Annotated in this window: 16 protein-coding genes; 13 read left to right on the forward strand and 3 right to left on the reverse strand. The window is 54.6% G+C overall.

Translation table 11 applies throughout. The annotated features are described in order from the left end of the window. The first annotated feature begins 55 nt into the window (after positions 1 to 55). Both clpP and clpX read left to right on the forward strand, forming a co-directional pair. Positions 56 to 745 (forward strand): ATP-dependent Clp endopeptidase proteolytic subunit ClpP, encoded by a 690-nt coding sequence (gene clpP, locus RHH27_RS10905; protein WP_149819305.1) that lies wholly within the window; start codon positions 56 to 58, stop codon positions 743 to 745. A gap of 32 nt (positions 746 to 777) precedes the next feature. Then, a complete protein-coding gene (gene clpX, locus RHH27_RS10910) occupies positions 778 to 2,100 on the forward strand; it encodes an ATP-dependent protease ATP-binding subunit ClpX (RefSeq protein WP_302677609.1) in 1,323 nt (440 codons plus the stop codon). On the opposite strand, the gene RHH27_RS10915 is transcribed toward clpX, so the two are convergent. Beyond that, positions 2,097 to 2,816 carry an SDR family oxidoreductase gene (locus RHH27_RS10915; protein ID WP_206200146.1) on the reverse strand — a complete coding sequence of 240 codons (720 nt, stop codon included), beginning with the start codon at positions 2,814 to 2,816 and terminating at the stop codon, positions 2,097 to 2,099. The two genes, clpX and RHH27_RS10915, sit on opposite strands and share 4 nt — an antisense overlap. Positions 2,817 to 2,979: 163 nt before the next feature. On the opposite strand from RHH27_RS10915, the gene RHH27_RS10920 reads away from it, so the two are divergent. The 5 genes from RHH27_RS10920 (at position 2,980) to RHH27_RS10940 (ending at position 12,012) form a co-directional block, all read left to right on the forward strand. Continuing rightward, entirely contained in the window at positions 2,980 to 7,677 is a 4,698-nt protein-coding gene (locus RHH27_RS10920) for a translocation/assembly module TamB domain-containing protein (RefSeq protein ID WP_302678277.1), read from the forward strand. Positions 7,678 to 7,765: 88 nt separating this feature from the next. Continuing rightward, positions 7,766 to 10,048, forward strand: coding sequence for a cache domain-containing protein (locus RHH27_RS10925; protein WP_302678278.1), 2,283 nt, complete (start codon positions 7,766 to 7,768; stop codon positions 10,046 to 10,048). A gap of 9 nt (positions 10,049 to 10,057) precedes the next feature. After that, a complete protein-coding gene (gene ubiE, locus RHH27_RS10930; RefSeq protein WP_302678279.1) occupies positions 10,058 to 10,735 on the forward strand; it encodes a bifunctional demethylmenaquinone methyltransferase/2-methoxy-6-polyprenyl-1,4-benzoquinol methylase UbiE in 678 nt (225 codons plus the stop codon). Positions 10,736 to 10,931: 196 nt separating this feature from the next. Next, positions 10,932 to 11,423 carry a universal stress protein gene (locus RHH27_RS10935; RefSeq protein ID WP_206200150.1) on the forward strand — a complete coding sequence of 164 codons (492 nt, stop codon included), beginning with the start codon at positions 10,932 to 10,934 and terminating at the stop codon, positions 11,421 to 11,423. Further along, positions 11,380 to 12,012: a tRNA-(ms[2]io[6]A)-hydroxylase gene (locus tag RHH27_RS10940; protein ID WP_302678280.1), complete on the forward strand. Its 633-nt coding sequence runs from the start codon at positions 11,380 to 11,382 to the stop codon at positions 12,010 to 12,012. The genes RHH27_RS10935 and RHH27_RS10940 overlap by 44 nt, the downstream gene beginning before the upstream one ends. Positions 12,013 to 12,014: 2 nt before the next feature. Here RHH27_RS10940 and RHH27_RS10945 read toward each other — a convergent pair whose 3' ends face one another. Beyond that, a complete protein-coding gene (locus tag RHH27_RS10945; protein WP_302678281.1) occupies positions 12,015 to 12,704 on the reverse strand; it encodes a hypothetical protein in 690 nt (229 codons plus the stop codon). Positions 12,705 to 12,902: 198 nt separating this feature from the next. Here RHH27_RS10945 and rpe point away from each other — a divergent pair, with 198 nt between their 5' ends. Next, entirely contained in the window at positions 12,903 to 13,598 is a 696-nt protein-coding gene (gene rpe, locus RHH27_RS10950; protein WP_302677601.1) for a ribulose-phosphate 3-epimerase, read from the forward strand. Here rpe and thiO read toward each other — a convergent pair. Continuing rightward, on the reverse strand, positions 13,595 to 14,701 hold the full coding sequence (gene thiO, locus RHH27_RS10955) for a glycine oxidase ThiO (protein WP_206200154.1): 1,107 nt from the start codon (positions 14,699 to 14,701) through the stop codon (positions 13,595 to 13,597). The two genes, rpe and thiO, sit on opposite strands and share 4 nt — an antisense overlap. A 176-nt stretch (positions 14,702 to 14,877) precedes the next feature. Here thiO and RHH27_RS10960 point away from each other — a divergent pair, with 176 nt between their 5' ends. The 5 genes from RHH27_RS10960 to RHH27_RS10980 all read left to right on the forward strand — a co-directional run bounded on the left by RHH27_RS10960 (position 14,878) and on the right by RHH27_RS10980 (position 21,830). Next, on the forward strand, positions 14,878 to 15,387 hold the full coding sequence (locus RHH27_RS10960; RefSeq protein WP_302678282.1) for a TIGR02652 family protein: 510 nt from the start codon (positions 14,878 to 14,880) through the stop codon (positions 15,385 to 15,387). Between the two features lie 2 nt (positions 15,388 to 15,389). Next, on the forward strand, positions 15,390 to 16,376 hold the full coding sequence (gene thiL, locus RHH27_RS10965; RefSeq protein ID WP_310742776.1) for a thiamine-phosphate kinase: 987 nt from the start codon (positions 15,390 to 15,392) through the stop codon (positions 16,374 to 16,376). Positions 16,377 to 16,597: 221 nt separating this feature from the next. After that, a complete protein-coding gene (locus tag RHH27_RS10970) occupies positions 16,598 to 20,017 on the forward strand; it encodes a phycobilisome rod-core linker polypeptide (RefSeq protein ID WP_302678284.1) in 3,420 nt (1,139 codons plus the stop codon). 250 nt (positions 20,018 to 20,267) lie between these two features. After that, positions 20,268 to 21,011: a response regulator transcription factor RpaB gene (rpaB, locus tag RHH27_RS10975; RefSeq protein WP_149821735.1), complete on the forward strand. Its 744-nt coding sequence runs from the start codon at positions 20,268 to 20,270 to the stop codon at positions 21,009 to 21,011. Between the two features lie 18 nt (positions 21,012 to 21,029). After that, positions 21,030 to 21,830: a hypothetical protein gene (locus RHH27_RS10980; protein WP_302678285.1), complete on the forward strand. Its 801-nt coding sequence runs from the start codon at positions 21,030 to 21,032 to the stop codon at positions 21,828 to 21,830.

Here is a 21,830-nt window from a genome sequence, read left to right on the forward strand (position 1 = left end):
GGGGACAAACCGCTAGTTACAATTAATTACAAACGAACCGTCATTCTAGGCAACTATGCTGCAATCGCGTTACGACCATCCCCTCAGTGCCATTCTGCGCTCTCCAGCGCTCAACCTGCCGCCTACCCATGCCAATATTGTGCCGATGGTGGTTGAGCAGTCGGGGCGGGGTGAACGAGCCTTTGATATCTACTCGCGACTCCTGCGGGAGCGGATCATCTTCCTAGGGGGGGGTGCGGGCGATCGCCGCGGCATTGATGATGCGGTTGCTGACTCCATCGTGGCACAGCTTCTATTCCTTGATGCCGAGGATCCGGAAAAAGACATTTACCTGTACATCAACTCACCGGGTGGCTCGGTTACAGCCGGCATGGCCATCTACGACACCATGAAGCACATTCGCCCCGATGTGTGTACCCTCTGCTTTGGCTTGGCGGCGAGTATGGGTGCCTTCTTACTGTCTGGCGGTACCCCCGGCAAACGGATGGCGCTGCCCCATGCGCGGATCATGATTCACCAGCCCCTCGGAGGTGCCCAGGGTCAGGCAGTGGATATTGAAATCCAAGCGCGGGAAATTCTTTACCACAAGCGCAAGCTCAATGAACTCTTGTCACAGCACACGGGGCAACCCATCGAGCGCATTGAAGCTGATACGGAGCGGGATTTCTTTATGTCCGCTGAAGAGGCCAAGGCCTACGGTCTGATTGATCAGGTGGTGACGCGGCAGACCCTCCCTAGCCACTAAGTACACCCTACGTGCAACCCTAGAGGTTCCCTATGGCCAAATATGATACCCACCTCAAGTGCTCCTTTTGTGGTAAGTCACAGGAACAGGTGCGTAAACTCATCGCCGGCCCTGGGGTCTATATCTGTGATGAATGCGTAGAACTGTGTAATGAAATCCTCGATGAGGAATTGGCCACCGTTCCCAATGCGGCGGCTCCCCGTCGAGAGGCTACACCGTCGCGATCGCCCCGCAGCACACCCCGCAGTCGGCCCCTCAGCCAAGTGCCCAAGCCTCGGCAAATCAAGGAATTTCTTGATAAGCACGTGGTCGGCCAGCATGAAGCTAAGAAAATCCTCTCAGTTGCGGTCTATAACCACTACAAGCGCCTGAGTCTTTTGGATGGTGATCAGCGGGGCGATGACAACGTCGAACTGCAAAAGTCCAATATTCTCCTGATTGGCCCGACGGGTTCTGGCAAGACCCTCTTAGCTCAGACATTGGCGAAGCTCCTCGATGTTCCCTTTGCCGTTGCCGATGCCACTACCCTCACGGAAGCCGGCTATGTGGGGGAAGATGTGGAAAATATCCTGCTGCGCTTGCTGCAAACCGCCAATATGGATGTGGAGGAAGCACAACGGGGGATTATCTATATTGACGAGATTGATAAGATTGCCCGCAAAAGTGAAAATCCCTCAATTACCCGTGATGTGTCCGGGGAAGGGGTACAGCAGGCGCTGCTGAAGATGCTAGAGGGGACGATCGCCAATGTGCCGCCGCAGGGGGGGCGCAAGCATCCCTACCAAGACTGCATTCAAATTGACACGACGAATATCCTCTTTATCTGTGGGGGCGCCTTTGTTGGTTTAGAGAAAACCATTGAGCAGCGGGTGGGCAAGAAGGCAATGGGCTTTGTCCGCGATGGCGAACCCCTCCCCAAGGAAAAACGCTCTGCGGATATTCTCAAGCAACTGGAACCCCACGATCTGGTGAAGTACGGCATGATTCCAGAGTTCATTGGCCGTATTCCCGTGGTGGCCGTGCTAGAGCCGTTGGATGTGGCCGCCTTGGCAGAAATTCTTACCCAACCTCAAAACGCGCTCCTGAAGCAGTACCAAAAACTCATGCGCATGGACAGTGTGGAGTTGCGCTTTGAACCGGCGGCGGTAGAGGCGATCGCCCAAGAGGCCTACCGTCGTAAAACCGGTGCCCGTGCCCTGCGCGCCATTGTTGAAGAGATTATGCTGGACGTGATGTACGAACTGCCTTCCCGCAAAGACCTGCGCGAATGTACCATCACGCCCGAAATGGTGGAAAAACGCTCCACGGCTGAACTACTCCTGCATCCTTCTTCGCTGCCTACGCTTTCTGCTTAGAAGAAGACGTGGCTATCGGGCATCAAGCTCAACTCAAGGGGAACCGCATGGGGATCCGTTTCTAGGGTAGCGCGAATCAGACGGGCAACGGTGGCCGGTCGCAGCAGTTTCTGGCGATCGATTTTGAGGCTGACGGCATCCCAAAAGGGCGTATCCACACCGCCAAAGTAGAATAGACTAAAGCGAATACCATAGCGCTTGAGTTCTTCGGCCATACACTTGCTGAAGCCCACGACTCCAAATTTCGCAGCACAGTAGGCTGACCCCATCGCCATTGAATGTTTACCGAGGATACCGACAACGGTGCAGATGTGTCCCTGTTGTTGCTCTTTCATGAGTTCGGCAGCCTGTTGGCTGGTGTAAAAGCAACCCTTAAGGTTGAGATCCAACATCTGATCCAGTTCAGCCGCAGTAATTTTTTGATAGGGCTTGAGGAGGCCAGCCCCCGCCGCGTTGATCAATACATCGAGTCGTCCCTGCTCACTGCGGATGGCTTGCATTAATTTGCTCACTTGCGCCGGCTGGGTGATGTCACAGGGCTGAATTTGTGCGGTGACTGAGGAGGGAAGCTGCTCTACCAAAGCTTGCAGGCGATCGCTCGAGCGAGCCGCTAAGACCAACTTGGCACCCGTTTCTTGGAGTTGCTCAACAACGGCTTGACCAATGCCACCTGTGGCACCCACCACTAACACCACACGATCTGCTAAGACACTCATTTTGTTACATTTCTTTACGTTCATCCTTTTATCCTAGCGTTTCTTGAATTGCCCAGAACCTACCCATCGCTTGGGCAATCAAATTTAGAAAGACGAGCCTTTGTTCTGCGTATTAGGATTGAGCTGTTAAGCGTCTTGCCTAGGTGTGACGGAGTTGGGATGAATGACGCAGCAACCACAACCCCCCTTTACCCTTTGGTCTCGTCAGTGGGGATGGAGAATGATTGCCTTGGTGGTGCTCGGTGGAACGCGGGCGTGGTGGTTTGTGCACTATGAATTGGCTCCTGAAATTGCCCAACAACTACAACAGCGTCTCAATCGGCCAGTGGAAATTGGCGACGTTGAGCACGTCGGGCTGAATGTTGTTCGTTTTGGCTCCTCAGCGGTTCCCAGCTACACGTCAGAAGATGGCACTCCCGAGTTGGACAACGCGCTAATCAATGGCATTGAAGTCGCCTTTAATCCATGGCAGCTTCTGACAGGTCAAAAACTAGATCTCGATGTGACTCTCCACCAACCCCAACTCACGGTGGTTCAGGATGCCCAAGGGCGGTGGTGGCGCACAGAAGTTCAGCTGCCAGAGGAGGAGCCGAGCTTTTTTCAACTGAATCAAATCAAGGTGAAGGTGCGGGATGGCTCTGTGCTGGTTCAACCCTTTCGGCGTCCTGCCTACCTGCTGTACCAAATTCATGGCGGATTGACCCTGACGCCCGATCGCCAGAATTTTGCCCTCGAAGGTCAAGCGGAAGGACAACTGGCCGGGGGTGGCCAATGGCGATTGCAGGGGGACTGGAACCAACCCCAAGAATCAGGACAACTGGATTTGCGCTTCAGTAAGATTCCCCTTGGGCTCGGGAATGAGATTCTGCCAGAGACCATTCGTGTCCAAGGCGGCCAATTGGAGGGGCAATTACGGGTTCGTCTGCCTTTACCAGAAACCCCCGAAGTCACGGGTCAAATTTGGTTGCGGGATGGTACTTTACGCACGGCCTTTGTGCCCCAAGACATCAAGGGATTACAAGCCCATGTGCAATTGCAGGGCAATCAGGCAAAGCTGCACTATTTGCGCGGGGCGATCGCCAATGTCCGCTGGCAGGCTCAAGGCACCGTCGGTCTCCGAAGCGGCTGGAACATTGAAGCGCAAGTGCCGAGGTTTGATCTCGCCCCTACCTTAACGGCCTTGCAGATTACGCCACCGGTTCCCCTGCGGGGTCAAGTGGAAGTTCCCACCCTTCGCGTGCAGGGGGATCTGGAGAATCCCCAAGTCAGGGGTGAACTGCGCAGCCAAACGCCGCTCCAAGTGGATCAATTGCAACTGCAACAGGTACGGCTGCCGTTTATGGCGTCCCTTGAGCAAGGGGTTAGGCTGATGGAGGTTCGCGCCCAGTTGGTGGATGGCGGTGAGGTACAGGCAACGGTTGGGGTAGAACCCACGGGCGAGTTTCGTGGCCAAGCACAAGTGCAGCAGGTGAATCTGCAGGCGATCGCCCGCCGCTACGATGTGGCTCCGCCCGTGTCCCTAGGGGAGGGGTTTGCACAACTGGACTTTGCTGGCAATCTGCGTACCCCAGAGGCTTGGCAGGCCAATGCCGCCTTTCAACTACCGACGGCTCAGTATCCACTGCGGGGCACCGCCCGTCTGACGCAAACTCAACTGCTCGTTCCGGAGTTTCAAATGCAGTTTTTAGGGGGGCGTCTGCGGGGTCAAGTGCAAGCCGCCGCCGGTCAGTGGCAGTTGCAGGCTCAGGCTGAGAATATTCCCCTACGGCAGTTGAATCAAGAGTTACAAGGTCGTCTCAGTGGCCAGGCGATCGCCCAAGGACGGGTGGATCAACTAACGCTACCAGCAATTCGAGCTAGTGCCAATCTGCAAGTGGATCAAACCCCCACGGGTGATCCGCTGATTGCAGTTGTGAACTGGGATGGTCAGCAATTGCAAGTGCAAGAAGCCACTCTCGGTGCGATCCGCGCCCAGGGCACTATTGGTGTTGATTTAGCGGCCTTACAACCCACTGACATTCAATTGGGCATCCAAGCCAGAAATCTCCCCCTGAGTACCTTAAGCACTTTCTTGGAACCGAATTTCCCCGTTCCCCTCACCCTTGCCGGTACCACGTCCTTTCAAGGCCAACTCACAGGCCGCCTCGATAGGCTCCAGTTTCAGGGGGCACTGCTCACCCAAGGATTGGCGGTGAATGATTTGCGCTTTGCCCCTCAACTCACGGGCACGGTTACCTTGAGCCAACAACAGGGGGCAGCCCTCAATGTACAGGGGGGGGGCGATCGCTTGGCGTTTCGTTTGGATGCTGATGGCTTACCCCGCTCACTGCTGGTTCAACGGCAACAGGCGCAACTGATCGGCCAGCGCCAAGGGGAGAGCTTTGATCTGCGTCTGCAGCAGTTTCCTGTGGAATCCCTGCGGTTACGGCTCCCGGAACTCCCCGAAAAAGCCATTCTCGCAGGAGTGGCCTCAGGCAATCTCCAGTTGCAAAATTGGACGAGGGGGCAGGGTAGTTTTACCGTAGAGCGACCGGGGTTAGGGGCATGGCGGGGCGATCGCCTGCAAGCGCAATTCCGTCTGACTCGCGATCGCCTGACGATTCAATCTGGCCTTTTTACAAAAGGGGAAAGTCGCTATCAATTCACTGCCGATCTCCAGCCTCAACAATTGGGGGCGCAGTTGACGATTGCCCAAGGCAATTTAGCGGATTTAACGGGACTCGCCATCGTTCTCGGGATTGGCCAACCCACCGCTCGGGGGACTGCCGCAGATTTGGGCACACCCACCGCAGGGGAAGGTCTGCAAGTCTCACTGCTCACACAAATTCGCCGCCTTGCCGAAATTGAGATGCTACAAGCCCAAGCGGCTTTGGTGCGGCGGCCGGAGCTGCTGCCCCCCTTGGAGCAACTTCAGGGGACTTTTAATGGCCAAATCAATCTGAGTCAAACCCCGCAGTCGGGTCTGGTGGCCAGCTTTGATCTTAAGGGCGCCAATTGGCAGTGGGGAAATTACGCAGTTGATCAGTTTCTGAGTCGCGGTCGCTTTGCCCAAAATCAACTGGTGCTGACAACCCTCAATCTGCTTGTGAATGGTGGGCAATTAAACGTCAATGGCATTCTTGGCGGTAACCAGCAAAATGCCCAACTGCGGCTAGAGCAATTCCCTGTGAGTCTTGTGGCAAGTCTTTTGCCGCCGGGGGTGGATGTGGAAGGTAAGGTGAATGCCCAAGCGGTGTTGACTGGCTCATGGCAGCAGCCCATTCTCGCCGGTGAGGCGACCCTTGCGGAGGGTCGGTTGAATCAACGTCCCTTGGAGGCAGCGAATGCCACATTCCGCTACGCCCAAAATCGTCTTGCCCTTCAGGCGATCGCCCGCTTGGATACGCCAGAACCGCTCATGGTGACAGGTTCGGTTCCCTTGATCTATCCCCTTGACCCGCGACCCGTGGTGGATCCACAGTTAGCCCTAGATGTGAGTGTCAAGGATGAGGGATTGTCGTTGATCAACCTCTTTACCGATCAGGTGCAATGGCAACAAGGAAGGGGAGTTTTCCAAGCCCAACTGCGGGGAACGTGGGCGGAGCCGATGGTGAATGGCGTCCTGAGTGTGGATGATGCGGTGATTAAAACTCCCGCCTTTGAGGAACCGGTGACTAATCTCAGTGCGCGGGTGCGCTTCGATCGCGATCGCCTGCGGGTGGATGGCATTCAAGGTCTCTTTAGCCAAGGGCAAATTACCATGGCAGGGGTGTTACCAATTCAGACTCCCTTAGCCTCAGATGATCCCGATACTGCCACACCCCTCACCGCGTCCTTGCGACGCTTGCAAGTGAATGCCGGCAATATCTATCGCGGCACCGTAGATGGCACCCTCGTGATTACGGATACGCTCCTGAGTCCTGATTTGGGGGGCAGTGTCCAACTCAGCCAAGGGCGTTTGGATTTAGGCGCCATCAATGGTTTGGTCAATGGCAATGGGTTAGCCACTCCTGCTGACAGTCCCTTTGAACCCCTAGCTTTTGATAACTTGGTAATTAATATCTCAGATGCCTTGCGGGTGACGCGATCGCCCGTTCTCAACCTAACGGCCACTGGCAGTTTAACCCTCAATGGGGGTCTCAATAGTCTCCAGCCTGACGGCAAAATTCGCCTCACAGGCGGGCAACTGAATCTGTTCACCACCCTCTTTTTGCTCCAGCGGCGAGCGGATAACTATGTGCTCTTTACTCCCGCCAATGGCTTAGATCCCGAACTCAACCTCACCCTTGCTGCCACTGCCACTGAAGTTTATACCCCCGGCACCGTGACGCGACTCTCCGATGCGGGTTCCCTCACAGCCACCAGTCTGGGAACATTGAACACCATTCGGATCACTGCCCGCATCAATGGTCGTGCCAGTCAATTGCAAACCAATTTGCCTGCGGTGCTTGAGCTATCCAGTACCCCTTCGCGCAGCACGACCGAACTCCTTGCCTTGATGGGCGGTGGTTCAATTGCGGATCTCAACCAAGTGGGGGGAGAAGCGGCGGTGGCCAGTCTTGCCGGATCAGCTCTTTTCAATAACCTACAGGCATTGATTGATCAGGCCACGGGTAACCGCACTTCCTTTCGGATGTTTCCAGCCGTCGTGCCCCCCGATCGCCAGGCCCAAAGCCAAGCCCCAACCCTTGCCCTAGGGGCTGAACTGGGTTTTCAAGTGAACAGTTTTACCTCGGTTTCCCTCTTGCAGTTGCTCACCGCTCCCAATGATCCGACGCGGTTTAACCTTGGGTTTCAGGTGACAGAGCAGATTCGCCTTGGCGGACAGGTGAGCACCAGTGGTCAGGGCACAGGCTTTATTGAATTCCGTTACCGTTTTTAAGGTCGTCTAAGATCAATGTACTGCCAGCAACGCTCAAGCTTGGAAAGTAGCAATTGCGGCAGTTGCAGTAGCCTCGGTATCAATCTTGATGAAAAATTCCGCTAGAGCCTTATCTCAACGATTCTCGACCGCATGGCAGCGGTTAAGTCTGCGTTGGAAATTTACCTTGGCCTTGGCTCTTGTGGCGCTCTTTCCAGCCGTGATTATTACCGAAGCCCTGATTCAGGTCAGTAATCATAACTTCGATCGTCAACTTGAGCAGCAACTGCGCTCTAGTTTGCAGGATTTGCAGTGGGAAATTGATAACTTGGCCTATGAGTCTCGCATTCAAGCCCTCTTGATTGCCAATGGGATGTATGTGCAGCACGTGGGTCAACCCCTCACCCGTATGATGAATCCCTCCACTATCCGCGATCTGCTTGAGGAGGTGGATCCCACTGAGCGTCCCATGAATCTGATGCTGGTGAGCGATGCTAGTGGTCAGGTACTCGCCCAGCAAACAATGGTCTTGGCTAAAACGGGAGAGGCACTCCTCGACTTGACCCCCGAAACCCATTCCTACTATCGTCTCAGCTCACATCAAGCCAGCAGTATTGCTCACTTACCGATGTTTCAAGTGGCTCGCGATCGCCAGCAGATGATTAGCGGTCTGGTGCTCCTCAGTCGTGAGCAGTTACAAGAACTGGGCTTAGCCCAGCAGGCCAAGATCACATTGCGTCCTCAACCCATTGCAACTCTACCCGCCAAGCAACGGCCAGCCCCTGTCGGTACCTACCCCATTGCGGACGGCAATATTGGCTTACTGGCCTTTGCCGCAAAGCCTCTCTATGAAAACAACCAATTTCAGGGGCTAATTCTGACGGGCATTTTACTCAACAATATGCCGGATCTTGTGGATGCCACCACAGAATGGTCCACGGTAGATACGGTGGCAACAATTTTTGCCCAAGATTTGCGGATTGCCACCAATGTACCTTACACCGATGGTCAGACTCGCGCCCTTGGTACCCGCGTTGCTCGCGAAGTGGCCACTCAAGTGCTCAATCAGGGCAAAACGTTTTTCGGCACAACTGACATTTTGGGTTCTCCCTATGTAACGATCTACAGTCCATTGCAGGACTTTCGCCAGCAGCTCGATTTGCCGCATCCACCGCCCATTGGTATCGCCTTTGTGGGGAAGTCCCAAGCGTGGATTCATACCATGACCACCCAGAAACGGTTGGTGGCCTTTGCCATTACCCTTGGTGCCCTGTTGTTGGCCAGTGTTTGGGCCTATCTCACGGCCAATGCCATTGTCAAACCCATTCAATCCTTGGCGACTTCGACCCGCCGCGTGCAGGCAGGCGATTTGACGACACTGGTACAGGTGCACTCCCTTGATGAGGTGGGGGAACTGGCCAATGCCTTTAATGCCATGATGCGCCAGTTGCGGATCTCTTTTGAGGAGTTAGCCCAGAAAAACCACTCCCTTGAGCAGATTCGTGATGAACTGCTTGAGGCCAATGAACAGTTTGAGGCGGTACTCAATGCGGTACCGGGTACGATCTCGTGGATTAATGCCGAGGGGATCTATAAGGGGGTGAATCGCAAGTTGGCAGAAACCTTGAATTTGCCACCAGAGGCGTTTATTGGTCGTCCCTTGGGCTTTTTGCGTGAGGATAGAGAGTTGGCAGCCTTTATGCAGGAGTTTGTGGATTCTCCCGATCAATTTGCCTCACGCGTGATCTCCGTTAAGCGCAATGGTCAAACCGCATTTTACCTCGTGGCTTTGCAAAAATACATGCAGGGTACCCATACGGTTGCCGTCGGTATTGATATTAGCGATCGCATTCGCGCCGAGGAAGCACTGCGCATTGCTGAGGAAAACTACCGCAGTATTTTTGAGAATGCCCTTGAGGGGATTTTTCAGGCGTCAACAGAAAATCGGTTTATTCGGGTCAATGCCGCCATGGCCAGAATTTTTGGCTTTGACTCTCCTGAAGAAATGGTGCAGAGCGTCACCAGTATTCGCGACCAAATCTATGTGGAAGCCAGCACCCGTGATGAGATTCTGAATCATTTTGCAACTGGAGGAACAACGGGACATTTTGAATTCAAGGCCTATCGGCGCGATCGCCAGATCATCTGGGTCGAATTGGATATGCGGGCGGTCTGGGATGCCGAGGGCAAGGTTCTCTACTATGAAGGATTGGTGCAGGACATTACTGAGCGCAAACAGCGTGAGCAAGCGATGCAGCAGCAAATCGAAGAGCTAAGGGTGGAAATTGATCACGAAAAACGGCGGCAGCAGGTGGCAGAAATTACCGAAACGGAGTACTTTCAGCAATTACGCCGTGAGGCGAACTATTTGCGTCAGCGTCGCCAGCGCTAAGGCTAAACCATGACCGATATCCAAGCCCTGTTTGAGCGCATTGCCCCCCTCTACGATCGCCTCAATGATCAACTCAGCTTTGGCCTTCACCATGTCTGGAAACAGATGGCCGTGGACTGGCTCGAACTGCCTGCAGGGGCAACGGCTTTAGATCTCTGCTGTGGCACGGGCGATTTGACTCGTATGCTGGCGCGGCGGGTGGGGCGGCAGGGGCGGGTGGTGGGGTTAGACTTTGCGGCGGCACCCTTGGCGATCGCCCGTCAACGCAGTTGCCATTACCCGCAAATTGAATGGCTTCAGGGGGATGCTTTGGCTGTGCCCTTTGCAGATCAAACCTTTCAAGGAATCACCATGGGCTATGGGCTGCGCAATGTCGTGGATATTCGCCAAGCTCTCAGGGAAATGTTTCGGCTGCTGATTCCCGCTGGGCGAGTCGCCATTCTTGACTTTAGCCATCCCCAAACCCCCGCACTCCAGCAATTTCAGCAATGGTACTTGCAACAGTGGGTGGTGCCCACCGCCCGTCAGTATGGCTTGGCCGCAGAGTATGACTATTTGTGGCCGAGTATTCAGGCTTTCCCCAGCCCAGCCACCCTCTGTGATCTAATTCAAAACGTCGGTTTTCAGCACGTGAAACACTATCCCCTCTTGGGCGGGCTAATGGCGATTACTGTTGCGCAAAAGTAATCTATGTTACAAAATGTAGGTTTTAGCCCCGTGGGAATCTTCTAAGCTAGAGATAGAGCCTTTTTCTATTTTTTGATGAACAGTTGAGGAGTCAGGAGTGAGATTCGCTTTTAGGAATAGGAATGGGTTTGGGCAGTCTTGAGCAGGACTCCATGACTGTGAAAAAGGCGGTAGGCAAATTGGAGGGCAGGGCGTTATGTACAAGAAAATTCTCGTTGCCGTTGACGACAGTGAACTGGGAGAACAGGTCTTTCAAACGGCGCTGGATTTGGCACAGCACTACCAAGCCCGCATGATGCTGATTCATGTCCTTTCACCCACCAATGAATCCTATCCTGACCCCATCTTTACCACCCCCTTCGCTTCCGGGGTCTATGTGGGACTCCATGAGGAAGTGATGCGTACCTATGCCGAGCAGTGGGAAAACTTTGAGCAAAAAGGTTTGGATATGCTGCGCAATCTCACCCAAATTGCCACTGAAAAGGGCGTACCCACAGAATTTACCCAAGCCTTAGGGGATGCGGGTCGGGCCATTTGTGATCTGGCCAAAGATTGGGAAAGTGATTTGATTGTGCTGGGGCGGCGGGGTCTCAAGGGCTTGAGCGAGTTCTTCCTTGGCAGTGTCAGCAACTATGTGCTCCACAATGCCCCCTGTTCTGTGCTCACCGTTCAGCGCCGCCGTGATTGAGACGCCCGTTCGCATTAAGTTTCTTGTGCAACCTACCCGCCCCGATTGGGTGGTGCAGGCGATCGCTCACTTGGATACGATTTTGCTCGATCACTCCCACTGTGAGCGCAAAGCGGCTGGCGTAGCTATCAATCTCATGTTTCGCTATCCTTCCCACAAGCGATTGGTAGATGCCCTCACCGATATTGCCCAAGAGGAACTCGATCACTTCCGTCAAGTCAATCAGCAACTGGAACGCCGCCACATTGCCCTTGCCCCCCTCAGTGCACCCCCCTACGCCTCTCGCTTGAATGCCGCTGTCCGCCCGCAGGAACCCGATCGCTTTCTCGATACCCTATTGGTTTGCGCGTTGATTGAAGCTCGCAGCCATGAGCGGTTGCAACTGTTGGCTCAGCATTGCCCAGATCGGGAGTTAGCAGAATTTTTTGCCAGCCTTGTGACCTCTGAGGCACGCCACTATGGCACCTATTGGTACTTGGCCTATGAGTCCTTTGGTCAAGAGGTGCTAGCAGAGCGATTGCAGCAGTTGGCTGTCCTTGAGAGTGAGATTCTCAGCACGCCCTACCCCTTGCCTCGTATGCACAGTTAGCCTTAGATAGTGGGTGGCGTTGCCTCTTGCGCAGTGGTGGGCTGACCGACCGTAAGGCGCACCGTTTGACCAAATTGTTCTAAAACCACTGCGGGTGTGGTGTCATAGGCATCAATGGCGCGCACAAGCACATTGCCAGCGATCGTATCCCCCACCTGCACCGTACGGGTGACATTCTCTTTGGGCGAGCGAATAATTGCCTGTAGGCGACCATTTACGGCAGCCACACCAAAAACCTTCACCGCTTGGGCATCCACTGGAGGCGGCAGGGGTGATGGGGTGGGTGGAATGGCGGCAGCGGGAGTACCTGTTCCATTAGCCGGCGCTTGAGGGGAACCGTTACCCGCATTACCCGTAGCGGCGGGCGCACCGTTTGGCGTTTCACCCTTGGAACCCTCGTTCCTGTTGGGGGGAAGCAGCGGGGCGAAGGGATTCGCACGACCGACATTTGTCAGTCCCTCAACATAGGTTTTAGGGTTGGTAGGAGGAATTAATGCCGCAACCGCAGATGCGGTGACACTGGGGGGTTCGGGTTCAAGGTCTGGGGCAGCTGCTGCCGGTGGCGCCACCGCTTGATTGGGTTGATTGGTAGGGTCTATTTCAACTTCAGTGACGATAAAGCCACAGCCGCTCATGCCTGAGGCCAGCAACCCAATGGCAATGGTGATGATCGTGGCGCGCTGTTTCAACATTTGGTGTCTCACCTTTGGCTGATGATATTGGTGGTGCAGACGAACTCTATTGTTGCCTACTATAAAATGTACCGTTGGTCTGCAGTGGCTATGCATAGGCACTTGCCAAAGTGGTCTGGGTGGTGGAGAGTTGCTGTGGGGGCGATCGCTCGGTACACTGAAAAACAATTGTAACGTTATTTACGGAATGAATCGGTCATGAGTGCTAAGCCCGTCGTGATTGCTCCCTCCATTCTCTCTGCGGACTTCAGTCGTTTGGGTGAAGAAATCCAAGCGGTGGATCGGGCGGGAGCCGACTGGATCCATGTCGACGTCATGGATGGTCGTTTTGTTCCCAATATCACGATTGGGCCATTGGTTGTTGAGGCAATTCGCCCCTTGACCCAAAAGCCCCTCGATGTGCACTTAATGATCGTTGAGCCAGAAAAATACGTGGCGGATTTTGCCAAAGCGGGGGCGGATATTATCTCTGTCCATGCGGAACACAACGCCTCGCCTCACCTGCATCGCACCCTCTGTCAAATTCGGGAACTGGGTAAACAGGCGGGGGTAGTGCTCAACCCCTCTAGCCCTCTTGAACTCATTGAGTACGTCCTTGATGTCTGTGATCTCGTGCTGATTATGAGTGTCAACCCTGGCTTTGGCGGCCAGAAATTTATTCCAGCGGTTTTGCCAAAAATTCGGCGGCTACGGCAGCTGTGCGAAGAGCGCGGTTTAGACCCATGGATCGAAGTGGATGGCGGTCTCAAGGCGGAAAATACGTGGCAAGTTCTCGAAGCCGGTGCCAATGCCATTGTGGCTGGTTCAGCGGTCTTCAAGGCACCGGATTACGCAGCAGCGATCGCGGGCATCCGCCATAGCAAACGTCCTAGTCCTGAGTTGGTGACGGCCTAGGCACTGGCTGCCGACGGAGTTTGAAATCGCTGCCACGAAAAGGCTTTCAGGTGGCGATCGCCCGTCCGATGCAAAATCAAGTTGGCCATCAGCTTCGCTGTAATCGGGGCAAGTAAAATGCCATTACGGTAATGCCCCGTGGCCAAGTAAAGATTCGCCGCTGGCCCTTCCCCCAAAATCGGTAAATCATCGGGGGTGGCTGGACGATAGCCCCACCACGTATCAATCACCTCGTAACTGGCCAACTCTGGAATAACGGCGGTGGCACGATTCAGCAGTGCTTGCAGGCCAGCAACCGTAGTTCCCTCTTGGAAACCCACATCCTCACTGGTGGCACCCACCACCACTTTGCCAGAGCGACGCGGCACGAGATAGAGTTGATCGCCAAAGATCACATGGTTCAGTAGGGGTTGCCCCGGCGGTTTTAGGGCTAACATTTGCCCCTTGCGGGGGGTGACGGGTAGGGGAAGTAGGCTTTGTGCCCATGCGCCTGTGGCCAGAATGTAAATCCCCGCAGACCAACGCCCGCGATCGCTCTCCAAGGCTGTAATTTCCCCTTGGGGGGTTTGCTGAAACCGCTGGACACTAATGCCCTCAATCACTTCGATTCCTAGAATGCGAGCGGCACTCACCAAGACCTTAGCCAAGTTGCGCGTATTCACCTGCCCATCTTGGGGAAACCACCAAGCCCCTAGCACACTCTCCGCAAAGCCCGGTTGATAGTTCCCAAGTTCAGATGCATCGAGCCAGCGGCTGTCGGGTTCCATAGGGTGGGCGCGATCGCGCTGCCGCTCATCGGTCACGGGTGCCAAAATACCACAGAGCCAGTAGCCCGCATCCATGCCCGTCAGTTGCTCAAGCTTATCAATCCAACTGGGATAGAGATTGCGGCTCGCCGTACACAAATTCCACATGGCGCCTGCGGGCAAGCCTTCTGCTTGGGGGGCTAACATTCCCGCTGCGGCATGGAGCGCTGCTTCCCGAAACTGGCGGCTGAGAACGGTGGGTCGTGCCCCCCGCAATGCCAATTCGATGGCGATCGCCAGCCCCATGGTGCCGCCACCAATAATCAAAATGTCCCGCTGTTCATCCCCAAGGATCATTCTTGACGCTTCAATCCCAATTTACACATTTCTTTATCTTGGCATCTGCCACCCCTTAAGGGTAGCCCAAACCACCCACTTGAGGGGGAACGGCGCCTTGTTTTCCGCTCCTGAAGTCAACTCGTTATAATAAGGGCGATCGCGGTGGATTTGCTGCCGCTGTGTGGTAACTGTCCATGATCTCATCCGGCTCTCACTACCCGATCTTTGGTCCTGAAATTCGTTGTCCCCACTGTCGGCAAGTCATTCCCGCCCTGACCCTCACCGATACGTACCTGTGCCCGCGCCACGGTCCTTTTGAAGCTGATGCCAAAACGGGGGAATTAATGCACCTACAATCCGGCCGCATTTGGCGCCTCTGGGACGGCGAATGGTATCGCCAGCATACCCACCCCGACGGGATTCGCTTTGAAATTCACGATGCCCTCGATCGCCTCTACACCCAAGGCTACCGCGCCACCAAAGTCATTATTGCCGAACGCTATCGGGATCTCTTTTGTGCCTACCTCGAACGCAGCACCCCTTGGCGAGGCTCCACGGATCCCCAAATGCTGCGCCTCTTTGGTTTGCCCGTTGAGTTTAGCCCCCCCGCTAGCCAAGAGGAGCGCTGGGATGTGATTAACTTTGATCTCGAAAAAGAACCCGGCGCCCCCATTCGCCCCCCCTATTTTCGGATGTTTGACTAGTGATGCTCACCCTCGCCGACTGTGGCGAACTGGAATTGATTGAGCGCCTGCGCCCCTATTGCCACAGGGAATTGATTGGCGATGATGCCGCGGTTCTGTCGCTACCCCTTGGGGAGCAACTGATTGTCAGTACCGATGTCCTAGTGGAGGGGGTGCACTTTAGTTTAGGCATGGGCGATACCCCTGTGACCATGACGCCAGTGGATGTGGGCTGGCGATCGCTGGCCGCCAATTTATCCGACCTTGCAGCCATGGGGGCATTGCCCTTGGGGTTAACGGTGGGTCTCGCGGCACCGCGCAACTGTCCTGTGGCAACAATTGAGGAGATTTATCAAGGCATGGCCGCCTGTTGTCAGGCCTATGGCACCAGCATTATCGGTGGTGATACCTGTCGCTCTAGCGTTCTCAGTCTCAGCATCACCGTCTTGGGCAGTGCGCCGCCAGAACGGATTATTTATCGCGATCGCGCCCGGGTGGGGGATGTCATTGTCGTGACGGGGGTTCATGGTGCCTCCCGCGCTGGTCTCGAGTGCCTTTTGTATCCGCAGTGGGCCAGTACTGTGTCCGCAGAACTACGGCAAGCGTGGATCCAAGCCCATCAACGCCCTCAACCTCGATTGGATATTGTGCAATGGCTGCGCCAACAGGTGCCCCCGCCGCGTCTGGCTGGCATGGATAGTAGTGATGGCCTCGCGGCAGCTGTCTTGCAACTCTGTCAAGCCAGTGGGGTGGGTGCGATTCTTTGGGCAGAACAAATTCCGATGGTGGGCTATAGCGATCGCCCGCAGGCCTTGAACTGGGCACTCTATGGCGGTGAAGATTTTGAACTGGTGTTGTGCCTTGCCCCAGACTTGGCTCAAGAACTTTGTAGGGCAGCGGGTGAGCAAGCCGCCATTGTTGGGGAAATGATTCCTGAAAAGAGAGTGCAACTCAAGCTCAATGGTGAATTATTGCCCCTGCAGCCCGATCAACTTTTTCAGCACTTTTAGGCGATCGGTTGAGTGGGCGGATTAGTTGCCTGAAGCAGGCATGGGTGTTGAGGTCGGGCACCGCCGTCAAGGAATATTACAAAAATTCATAAAGCTTAGGGGCGATCGCCGATAAATCCCCATAAATTTATACATTTCTTAAAAAAATACCGAGCTACCCCCGAATCGTTCTAATCTAAGTTAGCGCGTTAACTAAAAGTAAAGGGAGCCTCTTAGTAACCATGGTTGTCAAAGCAAGTGGTGGAAGCTCGGTTGCCCGCCCGCAACTTTATCAAACAGTCCCCGTTTCAACGATTATTCAAGCCGAACAGCAGGATCGCTTCCTGAATCGGGGTGAGCTGGATGAACTCGCTGTTTATCTGCACTCTGGGGCAAAACGCCTTGAAATTGCCACCACCCTCACCCGCAACGCCGACATCATTGTTTCCCGTGCTGCCAACCGCATCTTTGTCGGTGGTTCCCCCATGGCCTTCCTCTCCCGTCCCCAAACTGCAGAAGCCCCCCAATTCACCACTGGGGCAAGGGGCGAAGCCATTGACATGAAAGAAGCCATGAAGTTGGGAACCGCAACCTATGTGGACACCCGTGGTGGATTCCTAGAGGGCTTGCGCTCCGTCTTTAGTGCCTCTGGTGGTGGTGCACCCGTGGGCTTCAAGCCGATCAACATTGCCCGCTATGGCCCTGCCCGCATGGAAAAATCCCTGCGCGACTTGGATTGGTTCCTGCGCTATACCACCTATGCCATTGTGGCTGGCGATCCCAACATTCTGGCGGTGAATACGCGCGGCTTGCGGGAAATTATTGAGGCTGCTTGCTCCACTGATGCCACCATTGCTGCCCTACAGGAAATGCGGCGGGCGGCTCTTAGCTACTTTGAAAAAGACGCCGAAGCCAAGGGCATTGTGGAAACCTACTTTGAAGTTCTGATCAACGAATTTATTGCCCCTGCCCCCTCCGATAAAGTGCGGCAGCGCAACTCCACGGATCTTCAAGGTCTGCAACTACCCCAGATTTACTTCAATGCCGCCGAACGCCGTCCCAAATTTGTGATGAAGCCGGGGCTATCCGCTGCCGAGAAAAACGAAGTGGTCAAAGCCGCCTATCGGCAAATCTTTGAACGCGACATCTCCCGTGCCTACGGCTTGGGCATCTCTGACCTAGAATCCAAGGTGAAAAATGGCTCCATCTCCATGAAGGAGTTCATCCGCCAACTGGCCAAATCGCCCCTCTATCGCAAAAACTTCTACGAACCCTATATCAACAGCCGTGCCCTAGAATTGGCCTTCCGCCATATTTTGGGTCGTGGGCCTTCGAGCCGTGAGGAAGTGCAAACCTACTTTGCCATTATTTCCAAAGGGGGTCTTCCAGCCTTAGTGGATGCCCTTGTGGATTCCAAGGAATACAGCGACTACTTTGGTGAAGAGACGGTGCCCTATCTGCGGGGTCTGGGTCAAGAGGCTCAAGAGTGCCGCAACTGGGGTGCCCAACAGGATCTCTTCAAGTACAGTGCTCCCTTCCGTAAAGTCCCGCAATTCATCACCACCTTTGCCGCTCAGGATCAGCCGCTGCCGGATCAACACCCCTACGGTGCGGGCAACGATCCCTTGGAAATTCAGTTTGGCGCCATCTTCCCGAAAGAGAAGAAAAATCCCAATGCTCGCCCCCAACCCTTCAACAAAGACACCCGCCGCATTCTCATTACGCGCGGGCCAGGGATCAACAATCAGGTGAGCAATCCCGCAGCGCGTGGGGTCGCCCCCGGCAGCCTAGGGCCAAAAGTCTTCAAACTGGATCAGCTTCCCAGCATCAATGCCCGCATTGGCAAACGCTCGATCGCGACGGGCGGCGACAGCGTCAAATTTGCTGAAAGTTCGACCCAGCGGGTGATTCGTGCCGCTTATCTGCAAGTCTTTGGCCGCGATGTCTATGAAGGGCAGCGCCAAAAAGTGGCCGAGATCAAACTGGAAAATGGTGAAATCTCTGTGCGTGAATTTGTGCGGATTTTGGCCAAGTCAAACCTCTTCCGCAGCCTCTACTGGACACCGCTGTACGTCACGAAGGCGATTGAATATATTCACCGTCGCCTCTTGGGTCGTCCCACCTATGGTCGCCAAGAGATGAATACCTACTTCGACATTGCCTCGAAGAAAGGTCTCTATGGCTTAGTGGATGCGATCATTGACAGCCAAGAGTACAGCGAAGCCTTTGGCGAAGATACGGTTCCCTACGAGCGCTACATTACGCCCCAAGGTCTGGCTCTGCGATCGCTCCGCACTGGCACGATTGGTGAAACTGGCGTACCCCCTGAAAAAGAAGAAACACCTCGCTTTGTCGAACTGGGGGCGGTGACCGAACTGCGAACCGAGCCAGCAATTCAGTTCCGTGCCAATCAAGGGGTGAGCAAGCGCCGCGACCAAACCAAGGTCTTTAAGCTCACAGATCTCAATGACAAGCAAAATCTGCAACTAGTGATTCAGGCGGCCTATCGTCAGGTCTTTGAGCGGGATGTGGCGCCCTACATTGTCCGCGATGAATTTACTGCCCTTGAATCGAAGCTCAGCAACGGCGAGATTACCCTCAAGGAGTTTATCGAGGGCTTGGGTTGCTCGGAACTCTATCAGAAGGAGTTCTACACCCCCTACCCCAACACCAAGGTGATCGAACTGGGCACCAAGCACTTCTTAGGTCGAGCGCCCCTTGATCAAGCGGAAATTCGCCGCTACAACCAAATTCTGGCCACCCAAGGCTTAAAGGCCTTTGTCCAAGCCCTCGTCAGTAGTGCTGAATACGCTGAAGCCTTTGGTGAGGATACGGTGCCCTATCGTCGCTTCCCCACCCTGCCGGCGGCCAACTTCCCCAACACTGAGAAATTGCACAATCAACTCACGAAGCAAAGTGATGCGATTGTCGTGCCCAGCTTTGCACCCGTGAAACCTCGCCTCGATAACACGAAGCTGCCGCTCCTCAGTCGGGCGATCGCCGAACAAGAGGCCGAAGCGCGTCAAGCGGATCCCAGCAAACCCCGCTTTATCGAATTGGGACGCTCCTTCCGCAATGGCGATGGTCAATCGGTGGAAGTGGGGGTCGGTACCACCCGTCGCCGTCCTGCTCGCATTTTCCGCATGACCGTGGGTGCACCTAGTGCTGAAGTGGAACTGGTGATCAATGCCATCTACTGCCAAGTGATGGATGTCTTCAGCGGCCAAGTGCCCAGCCAGTTCCGGCGCCCTGATCTCGAGAGCCGCCTGCGCAACGGTGAAATTACGGTTCGCGAGTTTGTGCGTACCTTGGCCAGCTCGGAGATCTATCGCAACCGCTTCTACACCCCCTATCCCAACACCAAGGTGATTGAATTCCTCTTCCGTCACCTCCTCGGTCGCGCCCCGGCCACCCAAGCGGAAATTCGCCAATACAACAAAATCTTGGCGGATCAAGGCCTCAAGGCTGCTGTCGAAACGATGGTGAATAGCCCTGAGTACAGCCGCTACTTTGGCGAAGATGTCGTGCCCTACAAACGCTTCCCCACCCTGCCAGCGGGCAACTACATTGGCAGTGTCAAGGCCGAGGCCGACTTGGTGAAGCAGTCTTGGTCAAGCCTCTCGCCCTCGTTGGTGGGGATTCAGCCAAGCCACCGCGACTAGGGAACGCTGCCACTAACCACTGGTGAATCAATACACTAGCGGATGCTCTTGCAGGGGTGTCCGCTTTTTTTCTCGACAAGACCACATTAAAATATCTTAAAGATTCTCAATTCTGAAAAATCGGCAAAATCCTGTCCTAGTGAGGGCTGGGAGTCTTTCTATAGCCAGTAAAAAAATGATAGAGTACAAAAAATTCACATTTTAATTTCTTATCCATTACTGTTCTCATTGAGTAGGAGTGTCCGTTACTTTGGAGAGCCACAAAGAAAAGATACTCGTTGTTGATGATGAAGCGAGTATTCGCCGCATTTTAGAAACTCGGCTGTCAATGATTGGCTATACCGTCGTCACTGCTGCCGATGGCGAGGAAGCCCTGACCACATTTCGGCAGGAGCAGCCAGATTTAGTAGTGCTTGACGTGATGATGCCCAAACTCGATGGCTATGGCGTCTGTCAAGAACTGCGCAAAGAATCCGATGTCCCCATCATTATGCTCACTGCCCTTGGCGATGTCGCCGATCGCATTACAGGGCTGGAACTGGGCGCCGATGATTATGTGGTCAAGCCCTTTTCCCCCAAGGAGTTGGAAGCCCGCATTCGCTCGGTGCTGCGACGCATTGAGAAAACTAGCACCTCTGGTATCCCTAGCTCTGGGGTGATTCAGGTGGGCAATATTCGCATTGATACCAACAAGCGCCAAGTCTATAAGGGGGATGAGCGCATTCGCCTCACGGGTATGGAATTTATGCTCTTGGAATTGCTGGTGGGACGCTCGGGGGAACCCTTCTCACGGGGAGAAATTCTCGAGCAGGTGTGGGGCTACACGCCAGAACGCCATGTGGATACGCGGGTGGTGGATGTCCACATTTCCCGCTTGCGGGCTAAGCTAGAGGAAGACCCCAGTAATCCAGAATTAATTTTGACAGCACGGGGAACAGGCTATCTCTTTCAGCGGATTACTGAACCGGGAGAAGCAAGCAACAAAAATTCTTAACTGGCTTGAGGGTGGGCCATGCTTCAAAAACGCTGGCGCTGGTCAGAAGCTGTGGGTCTAGGTCTGACGGTTGTGGCCTTGAGCATTATTGCCTTTATGCAGCAGGATGCCCTGCGTCAGTTACAGGCTCAAACGGGAGAACAATTCACTGATGCTGAATATGAGCGCCAGAATGCCCAGACCATTACACAGATGCGGCTTTTGGCAAATCTCCCTTCCTTTGGTTTTGACAATTTAGTTGCCGATTGGGCGTTTTTGCAATTTTTGCAGTTTTTTGGTGATTCCGCTGCCCGCCAAGTCACGGGTTACGACGATGCACCTGCTTTCTTTGCGGTGATTATCGCTAAAGACCCCCGCTTTGCCCCAACCTATCCCTATCTTTCAACGGCAATTACGGTGTATGCAGGACAGCCGCAAACCTCTGTGGCCTTGATGGATCGGGGTCTGGCAGCGATGGATCCTGCCTATCAACCGACAGCTTACTTGGCATGGGTATTTCGGGCGATGGATGAATTGCTCTTTTTGGGCAAGGGGCAAGCGGCAGCAGAGTCCTACGATCGCGCGGCGGCTTGGGCAGAAATGAATCCAGATCCACAAGTCCGCGCCGCAGCAGAGTATTATCGCTCGTTGGCACAAACCCTACGGCGGGATCCCGATAGTCGGATGGCACAGATCAATGCCTGGATTTGGGCACTGGTGAATGCGGTCAGCGATCGCTCGCGACAAACGGCCATCGAGAATATTGAACGTCTAGGAGGTAAGGTCTCACGGCTGCCTGACGGCACTTGGCAAATCCGCCATCCTGAAGATCTGCGGTAA

Source organism: Thermosynechococcus sp. PP555, from assembly GCF_031583225.1.
Lineage (GTDB): Bacteria > Cyanobacteriota > Cyanobacteriia > Thermosynechococcales > Thermosynechococcaceae > Thermosynechococcus.

Bases quoted from the DNA above. Each gene is read 5' to 3' on its own strand.
- ubiE (WP_302678279.1), top strand. From the start codon at position 10,058: ATGACCGATATCCAAGCCCTGTTTGAGCGCATTGCCCCCCTCTACGAT.
- thiL (WP_310742776.1), top strand. From the start codon at position 15,390: ATGCTCACCCTCGCCGACTGTGGCGAACTGGAATTGATTGAGCGCCTG.
- clpX (WP_302677609.1), top strand. From the start codon at position 778: ATGGCCAAATATGATACCCACCTCAAGTGCTCCTTTTGTGGTAAGTCA.
- RHH27_RS10970 (WP_302678284.1), top strand. From the start codon at position 16,598: ATGGTTGTCAAAGCAAGTGGTGGAAGCTCGGTTGCCCGCCCGCAACTT.
- RHH27_RS10960 (WP_302678282.1), top strand. From the start codon at position 14,878: ATGATCTCATCCGGCTCTCACTACCCGATCTTTGGTCCTGAAATTCGT.
- RHH27_RS10925 (WP_302678278.1), top strand. From the start codon at position 7,766: ATGAAAAATTCCGCTAGAGCCTTATCTCAACGATTCTCGACCGCATGG.
- thiO (WP_206200154.1), bottom strand. From the start codon at position 14,701: ATGATCCTTGGGGATGAACAGCGGGACATTTTGATTATTGGTGGCGGC.
- rpe (WP_302677601.1), top strand. From the start codon at position 12,903: ATGAGTGCTAAGCCCGTCGTGATTGCTCCCTCCATTCTCTCTGCGGAC.
- RHH27_RS10935 (WP_206200150.1), top strand. From the start codon at position 10,932: ATGTACAAGAAAATTCTCGTTGCCGTTGACGACAGTGAACTGGGAGAA.
- RHH27_RS10980 (WP_302678285.1), top strand. From the start codon at position 21,030: ATGCTTCAAAAACGCTGGCGCTGGTCAGAAGCTGTGGGTCTAGGTCTG.
- RHH27_RS10920 (WP_302678277.1), top strand. From the start codon at position 2,980: ATGACGCAGCAACCACAACCCCCCTTTACCCTTTGGTCTCGTCAGTGG.
- RHH27_RS10945 (WP_302678281.1), bottom strand. From the start codon at position 12,704: ATGTTGAAACAGCGCGCCACGATCATCACCATTGCCATTGGGTTGCTG.
- clpP (WP_149819305.1), top strand. From the start codon at position 56: ATGCTGCAATCGCGTTACGACCATCCCCTCAGTGCCATTCTGCGCTCT.
- RHH27_RS10915 (WP_206200146.1), bottom strand. From the start codon at position 2,816: ATGAGTGTCTTAGCAGATCGTGTGGTGTTAGTGGTGGGTGCCACAGGT.
- RHH27_RS10940 (WP_302678280.1), top strand. From the start codon at position 11,380: ATGCCCCCTGTTCTGTGCTCACCGTTCAGCGCCGCCGTGATTGAGACG.